General features: G+C 38.9%; 7 protein-coding genes and 4 pseudogenes. 10 read left to right on the top strand and 1 reads right to left on the bottom strand.

Annotated features, from left to right (window positions below):
• From HSISS2_RS06960 to HSISS2_RS06940, 5 genes and pseudogenes are all read left to right on the top strand, one after another.
• A partial coding sequence (locus HSISS2_RS06960; RefSeq protein WP_021146062.1) for an aldo/keto reductase family oxidoreductase occupies positions 1-672 on the top strand: 672 nt, incomplete at its 5' end.
• A 150-nt stretch (positions 673-822) separates the two neighbouring features.
• A complete protein-coding gene (locus tag HSISS2_RS06955; protein WP_021146061.1) occupies positions 823-1,398 on the top strand; it encodes a TetR/AcrR family transcriptional regulator in 576 nt (191 codons plus the stop codon).
• Positions 1,395-2,074 (top strand): annotated as a pseudogene (locus tag HSISS2_RS06950) (ABC transporter ATP-binding protein). The gene HSISS2_RS06955 and the pseudogene HSISS2_RS06950 overlap by 4 nt, the downstream one beginning before the upstream one ends.
• Before the next feature lie 3 nt (positions 2,075-2,077).
• Positions 2,078-3,222, top strand: a pseudogene (locus tag HSISS2_RS06945) (FtsX-like permease family protein).
• Positions 3,223-3,541: 319 nt separating this feature from the next.
• Positions 3,542-3,802, top strand: coding sequence for a SemiSWEET family transporter (locus HSISS2_RS06940; RefSeq protein WP_008534978.1), 261 nt, complete (start codon positions 3,542-3,544; stop codon positions 3,800-3,802).
• A 103-nt stretch (positions 3,803-3,905) separates the two neighbouring features.
• On the opposite strand, the gene HSISS2_RS06935 is transcribed toward HSISS2_RS06940, so the two are convergent.
• On the bottom strand, positions 3,906-4,388 hold the full coding sequence (locus tag HSISS2_RS06935; RefSeq protein ID WP_021146056.1) for a glutathione peroxidase: 483 nt from the start codon (positions 4,386-4,388) through the stop codon (positions 3,906-3,908).
• Positions 4,389-4,786: 398 nt separating this feature from the next.
• On the opposite strand from HSISS2_RS06935, the gene HSISS2_RS06930 reads away from it, so the two are divergent.
• The 5 genes and pseudogenes from HSISS2_RS06930 (at position 4,787) to HSISS2_RS06910 (ending at position 8,868) form a co-directional block, all read left to right on the top strand.
• Positions 4,787-5,761: a uroporphyrinogen decarboxylase family protein gene (locus tag HSISS2_RS06930; RefSeq protein ID WP_021146055.1), complete on the top strand. Its 975-nt coding sequence runs from the start codon at positions 4,787-4,789 to the stop codon at positions 5,759-5,761.
• Positions 5,762-5,779: 18 nt separating this feature from the next.
• On the top strand, positions 5,780-6,646 hold the full coding sequence (locus HSISS2_RS06925) for a transporter substrate-binding domain-containing protein (RefSeq protein WP_002888012.1): 867 nt from the start codon (positions 5,780-5,782) through the stop codon (positions 6,644-6,646).
• Between the two features lie 68 nt (positions 6,647-6,714).
• Positions 6,715-7,407 carry an amino acid ABC transporter permease gene (locus HSISS2_RS06920; RefSeq protein ID WP_002888010.1) on the top strand — a complete coding sequence of 231 codons (693 nt, stop codon included), beginning with the start codon at positions 6,715-6,717 and terminating at the stop codon, positions 7,405-7,407.
• Between the two features lie 3 nt (positions 7,408-7,410).
• A pseudogene (locus tag HSISS2_RS06915) lies at positions 7,411-8,096 on the top strand (amino acid ABC transporter permease).
• Between the two features lie 11 nt (positions 8,097-8,107).
• Positions 8,108-8,868, top strand: a pseudogene (locus HSISS2_RS06910) (amino acid ABC transporter ATP-binding protein).
• The last annotated feature ends 158 nt before the right edge of the window (positions 8,869-9,026 follow it).

Genomic DNA, 9,026 nt, shown 5'->3' with positions numbered 1-9,026 from the left:
ATGGTTTTTACTTATTTTGATTTTTCTAAGGACTATATTTTGGACTCTGTCGATGGCATCCTCGAGCGCCTCCAGATCGAGCGCTTAGATAGTCTCCTCCTTCACCGACCGGATGCCCTCATGGAGCCTGAAGAAGTGGCAGCAGCTTTTGATTACTTGGAGCAAGCTGGCAAGGTCCGTCATTTTGGGGTGTCCAATCAAAATCCCATGATGATGGAATTGCTCAAAACGACTGTCAAACAGCCCCTCAAGATCAACCAGTTACAGTTGAGTGCCGCCTTTACACCAAGCTTTGAAGCTGGTTTTCATGTCAATATGGAAGGTCCAAAAGCAGCCGTGCGAGATGGCAGTGTCTTTGAGTATTGCCGCTTAACCGATACGGTGATTCAAGCCTGGTCTGTCCTTCAGCATGGCTATTTCAAAGGGAACTTTGTCGGCAAGGAAGAGTTTGTAGCCCTCAATCAGGTCCTCAATGACTTGGCGAAGAAATACCAAGTCACTCCGACAGCCATTGCCCTAGCTTGGGTCCTCCGTTATCCAGGTAAGATGCAGGCCGTCATTGGAACGACCAAACCCCAGCATGTCCTTGAAGCGGGGAAAGCAGTAACCGTTACCCTAACGCGCAAGGAATGGTACCAAATCTACTTGGCTGCAGGTAATGATTTGCCTTAGAATAGTTGTTAGTATACCAGCTCTCACTTGTATTAGTGGGCTGGTTTTTTGTTTTATGCTTTATAGATTTTTCTTGACAAGTCTTTCTTTATTATGGTACTATTTTAGGAAACAACTGTTGCGCAACAATCGTTGCGCGAAAGGAGTCTTATGCCACCAAAGGTTAAATTTAGTAAAGAAGCTATGATTGGGACAGCTTTACAATTGGTGAGAGAAGAGGGCATGGCTAGTTTGACGGCTCGAGCATTAGCGGAGAAACTGGGAGCCACGCCAAGGGTCATTTTTGGGCAATTTGCAAATATGGCTGAGTTACAAGCAGAGGTTATTGTTGCTGCGGAAATGGTAGTGGTGGAGTATATACGAAAGGCTTTAGAAGATGAGAAGCCCTTCCGTTCTGTCGGGATTGCTTATATCCTGTTCGCCTCAAAAGAGCCCCAACTCTTTCAGTTGCTTTTCCAAAATCCTAGCAAAGATCCGATTCGTCGCTTTCAAGATTTTCTTCCCATGAAGGATCATAGCTACCGACTGGTTCTGGAATCGATTGTCGCAGACTATCCATTGACGTTAGAGGAGGCTAGTCGCTTGTACCAGCATCTATTTATCTACTCGCACGGGATGGCCTCTATGGTTGCTTCTGGTATTTATCAGTTCAGCATGGAAGAAGTGATTGGTTTATTGACAGAAGTTTGTCAATCTCTCATCAAGGAAATGGTAGGAAAGAAATGATTCAACTAGAAAATGTTCACAAAAGTTACGGCCAAACCAAGGTCTTAAAAGGGATTGATTTGCAGATTCAAGACCAGGATGATGTGGTTATCCTAGGTCCTTCTGGATCAGGAAAGTCAACCCTCTTAAACGTGTTATCCGGATTAGAAAAGGTAGACGAGGGGCATATCCTCATTCAAGGGCAGGATTTGTCTCAACTCACAGATGCTCAATTGACAGCCTTTAGACGTGAGAAGATAGCCTTTATTTTCAGCAGTATTATTTATTACCTAATCTGACGGTCAGACAGAATGTTAAGATGGGAGCTGATCTGGCAAACAATCATGATTTTTTGCAGATTATAGAAGATTTGGGGCTTGGCGATAAGCTGGACAAGTATCCGAGTGAATTGTCTGGTGGGGAACAGCAGAGAGTGTCTATTGCTCGGGCCTTGGCCAAAAAGCCAGAGATTCTTTTCTTAGATGAGCCGACGGGAGCCCTGGATGAAGAAACAGGGCGCAAGATTCTCGACTATATCTGGAAGTTAAAGGAAAAGCTGGGCTTTACCTTAATTATGGTGACGCATAACCAAAATATTGCGGATATGGGCAGAACCATCATTCGTGTCAATAGTGGCAAGATTACCCAAGTTGTGACCAATGATCAGCCTCAGACTGCCTATGAGGTTGGATGGTAAGCCATGTTTTCAGTAAAAGATATTCGAAAATTAGTTGTCGTCAGTATCATTGGGGCTTGTGCGGTTTTTGTGGCCAATCTCTTCTTGAATTTTTACCTGGATATCGAGCAGTTGGAGATTTCTAAAACCAATCCGATGATTCAGACCTACTATGATGCCCAGGTTTCACTTTCCTGGATGGTGGCCATGGTCAGTGGGGTCGTTTTGTCCTTGATGTCGATCCTTCTCATGTGTTTTTATATCAAACAATTTGTCGATGACCACAAGGAACAATTAGGGATTTTAAAGGCTTTAGGCTATAGCAATGGCCAGTTGGCGAAACGATTTTGGGCTTTTGGACTCAGTTTTGGAGTTGGGGCTCTTCTTGGCTATTTCGCTTCTTTTCTTATGATGGGACATTTTATGACTTTCGAAATGAAAAGGGAATTCTGCCAGAAATTACCATTCATTTTCACTGGCAGCTCCTGGTTGCTTTGGTGATGCTGCCAACGACCTTCTTTATGGTACTTGCGATTGGCTATGCTAGAAGACAATTACAAACGCCGGCCCTTCGCTTATTGAAAAAATCTCCAACACCGATTAAGGTCAAAAGGAGAAAGAGGGCCCCCAAGAAAGAGAAATCCTTCCTAGAAGAGCTGTCTTCGTCGCTGATTTGGGGGAGAAAATCGATTCTGTTTTTTGTGGTCTTTGGCTCCATGTGTTTTGCGGCCATGGTTCAATTGTCTTTTGGCCTAAGGGACTACACAGATGACATCATCCAAACGATGATGATTATGATTGGTTTGATCCTTTCTTTCTCAATCCTCTTTTTGTCATTGGGAATTGTGGTCTCAGAAAGTCGCGAAACCTTAGCTTTGATGAAGGCTTTTGGCTACACCGATCGTGAATGCCAAAGTCATATTCTCGCTCCTTATCGTTTCTGGGCTTATCTAGGATTTGCCCTTGGGACGGCTTATCAATACGGCATCATGGAAATCTTGATTGGTGTGATCAAAGACACGGTACCTGAAAAGATTGAGCACAACTTTGACTGGAACGTTTGCTTTTGGACCTTGCTTGGTTTTGCGGTGGTTTATGAAAGCCTCTTTTATCTATCCAACAGAAAACTCCAAAAACAAACCATCAAAGAAGTACTCTTAGCAGAATGATTTCGTTATAATCAATCATGAAGAGTCTATTATTCTAAGGATCAAAAGATAATATTATGAAAAATTGACCTCTTAAAGAGGTCTTTTTATCTTATGCAAACGCTACATAAGAGACCAGATCCACTATCACAAGATTGTGACCAATCACAATCTTGTGATAGTTTACATCTTATTAACATTGTCCCAGAATCCTTGCATTCTTTGTTATGATAGCGTAAGATAGACTCTGTTTTAATTTTAAAGGATTGAAACACGTCTTGAGGCCATTCTCAGAGGTCTAAAGGACAGAGTGAATTTTTTATGAAAGAGGAGAATCAAAATGTCAGATAAACAAATGAAAACCCTTGGTTGGGTAGCAACCTTCATGTCTGTAATGATGTACGTATCTTACGTGCCACAGATCATGGATAATCTGTCTGGTCATAAAGGAAACTTTATTCAACCTTTGGTGGCAGCCATCAACTGTAGCCTTTGGGTTTACTATGGTCTCTTTAAAAAAGAACGTGACCTTCCCCTTGCTGCTGCGAATGCCCCAGGCATCGTCTTTGGTTTAATTACAGCATTGACAGCATTGTTCTAAAATAGAGCGTAATTTCTTTTTATACTATTTTTCTTAACGCAGAAAACGAGAGCAGAACTTGCGACAGTCAGAGATTGTCGTTCGGTTTTACTCTCGTTTTTGTTTAGTTATTAAGAAGAAACTTGATAGCTTCTTCCATTTTTAGTGGATCAGTTTTGGAAGAAAAGCGTTCGATGACTTTACCTTCACGGTTAATCAGAAACTTAGCAAAGTTCCATTCAATTCTAGCCCCAAGGGGTCCAGATTTTTCTTTTTTAAGCCACTCAAAAAGTGGCTCTGCTTCCTTACCATTGACCTTGATTTTGGCAAACCGTGGGAAGGTCGTATGGTAATTGAGGGTGCAAAAGCTATTGATTTCTTCAGCATTACCAGGTGCTTGCCCCATAAACTGATTACAAGGAAAATCAAGAATCTCGAAGCCTTGGTCTTTGTATTTGTCATAAAGTTCTTGCAGGCCTTGATACTGTGGCGTCAAACCACAGCCTGTTGCTGTATTGGCGATTAAGACGACCTTTCCTTTATAGTCCTGGAGAGACACGGGTCGGTCAGCTTGATCTGAAACTGTAAAATCGTATAAGGATGTCATAGAAAATCTCCTTTGCTTTGTTTGAGACTATTATAGCAAAGTTAGTCAGAGAAGTGATTCTTCAGGAAGAATTGAATGTTTATGATGCTTGTGATAGTAATTATTTATCTTGACGTTAAGAATTACTTATAACCAACAGGGATGATACTATATAGTGCTAGATAGCTTGATAATAGATAACTATTGGCTTTAGTGAGGTTTTGATACTTTAATCATAAATTATATTTATGGCAGAGGATAAAATTTCTTTATTTTTCTGATGGGTAAATGTCTGCTAAGATAATGACATTCACAGTTGAAGTCACTAAGAGTTAGATACTTTTAGGGATGTGAGTTGAACTGTCGATATTTGGATATAAAGAAAAGGAGATTTTTATGTCAGAAAAAGAGAATTAGTTTTGAAAGCATTTCGTGGAGAAAGTGTTGATCGTGTGCCTGTGGGATTTTGGCACCATTTTACCACTGAGGATGAGTGGCTTCACGGTTTTGAAAATCCAGAAATTATTGAGAAGAATAAAGCTGGTCATAAAAAATTTATTGCAGAAGTCAAGCCTGACTTTGTTAAATTGATGAGTGATGGTTTTTTTGCTTATCCTCAGCCATCTTTTAAAGATTTTAAATCAATCAGTGATTTAACATTGATTGAACCATTGGGCGCTAATCATCCTTGGATTTCTGCGCAAGTTGAACTTGTAAAAAGTCTGATTGCTGATTTTCCTGAAGATATTGTTGCAATTTACAATATCTTTGCGCCAGTAACTTATTTTAAGTGGCTGGTAGGAAATGTTTCAGGTGGTGATGATAATATTGCAGATTACATTTCGGAGGACCGTGATGCTTTGAAGCATGTTTTAGATGTCATTGGACAGGATATTGCTAGTCTTAGTCAACGAGTGATTAAGGAAGCAGGAGCAGATGGCATTTACCTCAGTGTTCAAAGTATTCAAGATAATCGTGTTACTGCTGATACGTATAGGGATTTTATTGCTCCAAGCGAATTAAGTGTATTGAAAGCTGCTGATGAAGCTGGTGGTCATAACATTCTACATATTTGTGGCTATGAAGGGGCACGAAATGATATCAAGCTCTTTAAAGACTATCCTGCTCAAGTGATTAATTGGGCCGTTGGTCCTGAAGGAATCAGTCTGGCAGAAGGTCGTAATATTTTTGGTGGCCGGACAGTTCTCGGCGGTTTTGAAAATGGGAAAGATGGTCTCTTATACAATGGAAGTAAAGAAGCTATTCAAGAAAAGGTTAAGGAGATTATTGCTGATACAGGAACCCACGGTTTAATCATTGGTGCTGACTGTACGGTTCCAAGTGATATTAACCACGAACGTATTGAATGGGTGCGTGAAGCAACGGTTCTATAAGAAAAGGGAGAGATTGATATGAGTAAAAAGACTTGGATAATTGGTGGAGTGGTTGTTGTAGCACTTATTGGTGCAACAGTTATTGGACGTAGTTTAACGGGAGATAAAAAAGCAAAAACTGATTCAGGAAAGGTGACAACTCTAAAAGTTGCTCATACTCAAAACTATGTCCCTTATGATTTTGTGGACAAAGATGGTAAATCTGATGGTTATGAGGTAGCTGTGTTGAAGGAAATTGATAAAAAGCTTCCACAATATAAGTTTGAATATACAGGAACAAGTGATGATGACCTCTTAATTGGTCTGGAGTCAGGTAAATATGATATTGGTACTAAGGGTGCTTGGTACACAGATGAGCGAGCTAAAAAGTTCATCATACCTAAAGATCCAATCGGAGCAAGTGTTATTGGATTTACAATTCGTAAGGAAGATAAAGATAAATATAAAAATATCTCAGATTTTGCCAAACAAAAGGGAAAATTGGTACCAATCTCACCACAAAATGCACAGTGGAATGTTATCAAGGACTACAACGATAAGCATAAAGATCAACCAATTGAGTTGACATCTGCAGAATCTTTCCAAGTTTCAGATGCCTATGCATGGGTCTTGGAAAATCGTTATGATGCTTATTTTGATATTAAATTGTCTTTTGAAAAAGCTGTGACAGATAAAGATGGTGCTTATCATCAATATGCGGACAAGTTAACTTGGTTCCCATATAAAGGTATTCCGACTTACCCACTCTTCCATCGCGATAGTAAGAATGAAGAGTTTTCAAAAGAATATACGAAGGCAATTAAAGAGTTAAAAGAAGATGGTACGCTTGAAAAATTGTCTAAAAAATATTTTGGCGAAGATGTCTTTTCATACGTTGATAAATAATTAGATTGTGGTGTATAAACAGTAGGCTACTTTGATAAGCTTCTGAGCGAGTTTAGTTAGGAGAAAATATGGTCAATTATGACATTTCAAAAGTGATTGGAGCAATTCCGGAAATCATAAAGGGCTTACCAATGACATTGTTAGTTCTCTTATTAACGACTATACTAGGGTCGTTGTTAGGAGGATTGGTAGCGTGGGCAAGTCTTTCTAAGGATAAAGCTCTTGAAAATCTGGCTAAGGGTTATGTTTTTATCTTACGTTGTACTCCACCTATTGTATTGTTGTTCTTGGTATTCTATGGAGTTCCTGAATTTCTTAATTGGTGGTTAGGGTTGGACATAAATAACTGGTCTAAGTTAATATTTGTTTTAGTGACCATGGTTCTTCTATTTTCAGCATTAATCTCAGAAGTCTTTAAGGCCGCCTATCAAGCAATCCCCAAAGGACAATTAGAGGCCGGACTAAGTATTGGTCTGACACCAGAGCAGGCTTTCGTGAGAATCGTTGCCCCTCAAGCTTTTAAGGTAGCTTTACCAAATATTACAACAGCTATCCTTAACCTAATGCGTGATGCTGCATTGGCTTATACGATTGGATTTATTGATGTCATGGGAAAGGGAAACCTTTTGATTAGTCGTCATTTAGGAAATTATTCTTTAGAAACATATACGGCAGTGGCCCTTGTTTATTGGGGAATAGCATTAATCTTATCCCTAATTTCTAGAATGACAGAGCAACAATTGAGTATCAAAGCGAGGTAAAAAATGAATACTACTTTTATTATTGATACCTTTATTAAGGCTTTACATGGGGTTCCAGTAACACTTGGAATCATGGTTGTGGCTATTCTATTGAGTTTTCTACCTGCTCTTTTCTTAGCGTTAGGTCAAATTTATCAGGTGAGAGGTGTCAAAACATTTTCAGTTATTTATCTTGCCTTTATTCGCGCAACACCACCTATTTTGTTAATTTTATTTTTTATAGTTTATTCCCTAGTTTACTAAACCAGTTTTTTAAAGGAATTGGAAGTCATGTAGATGTCTTCAAGGTTAATCCACTTTACTATGCCTTTATTATTTATAGTTTGATGACAACAGGAAGTTTGTCTGAAATCATTCGTTCAGCATTGCTAACGGTTGATAAGGGTCAGCTAGAAGCTGCACAAGCCATAGGTTTAACAACAAGACAAGCCTATCTGAGAATAGTTTTTCCACAAGCGCTTAAAGCTGCTCTGCCAAATTTGTGTAACTTAGTTATTAATATTGTGAAAGGGACTTCACTTGTCTTTGTTATGACAATAAAAGATATAACAGCAATTGCACGAGTTGAAGCAGCATATGGATATCAATATTTTGAATCTTATTTTGTCATCTTTATTTTATATTTAATCATTTGTGGTATTATTCAAGTTCTCTTTAACCTTGGAGAAAGAAAATTGCAATTTACATAGAGGGAGTTACTATGCTAGAAGCTAAACATATTTCAAAAAATTTGGAGACCGTCAGGTTCTTGTTGATGTTAATCTACAAGTGAAACAGGGAGATGTGGTTGTCATATTGGGACCATCCGGTTCAGGAAAAACCACTTTCTTACGTTGTCTTAACCATTTGGAAAAAGCAGATGGAGGGCAATTAACAATTGCTGGTAAGGATTACTCTTTGGACAAATTGTCGAAAAGGAGATTTTGGATATCCGAAAGAAAACGGCTTTTGTATTCCAACATTACAATTTATTTGCAAACAAAACTGCTATTGAGAATATACTGGAAGGTTTAGTGATTGCTAGGAAAGTACCCAAAAGTGAAGCTCAACAAATTGCTGAAGAGGCACTAAAAAAGTTGGTCTTTTAGAGTTTAAAGATTATTATCCCTCACAACTTTCAGGAGGCCAACAACAACGTATCGGCTTAGCCAGAGCAATTGCAGTTAAACCAGAGGTTATCTTGTTGGATGAGCCAACATCTGCACTTGATCCAGAGCTAGTTGGGGATGTTCTTGACGTCATGAAACAACTTGCTAATGAAGGAACAACAATGGTAGTCGTTACTCATGAGATGGGCTTTGCACGAGATGTAGCTAATCATGTTGTCTTTATGGATGGTGGCCATGTCATCGAAGAGGAAGTCCAAAAGACATTTTTTACAGACCAAAAGAAAAACGTACTCAACAATTTTTGGCACGTATTCTTTCTGATGCTAGTTATGATTTGGAATATATGATTTGATTCATCATTGATAAGTTATAATTAGAGTATATAATTCTTGTATAAATAAAATAGGCTGAGGTTATTTCTCAGCCTATTTTTAGTTTCCTAAATGTAATGTTAGTTTATACTTCACCAGAAAGACCTTACCATCCATTCTATTCTCTTGGATAATGAAT

Origin of the sequence: Streptococcus sp. HSISS2 (assembly GCF_000448665.1) — a bacterium.
GTDB lineage: Bacteria > Bacillota > Bacilli > Lactobacillales > Streptococcaceae > Streptococcus > Streptococcus raffinosi.
Note: the sequence above shows the minus strand (reverse complement) of the source record. Positions and strands in the feature narration are given on the sequence as shown.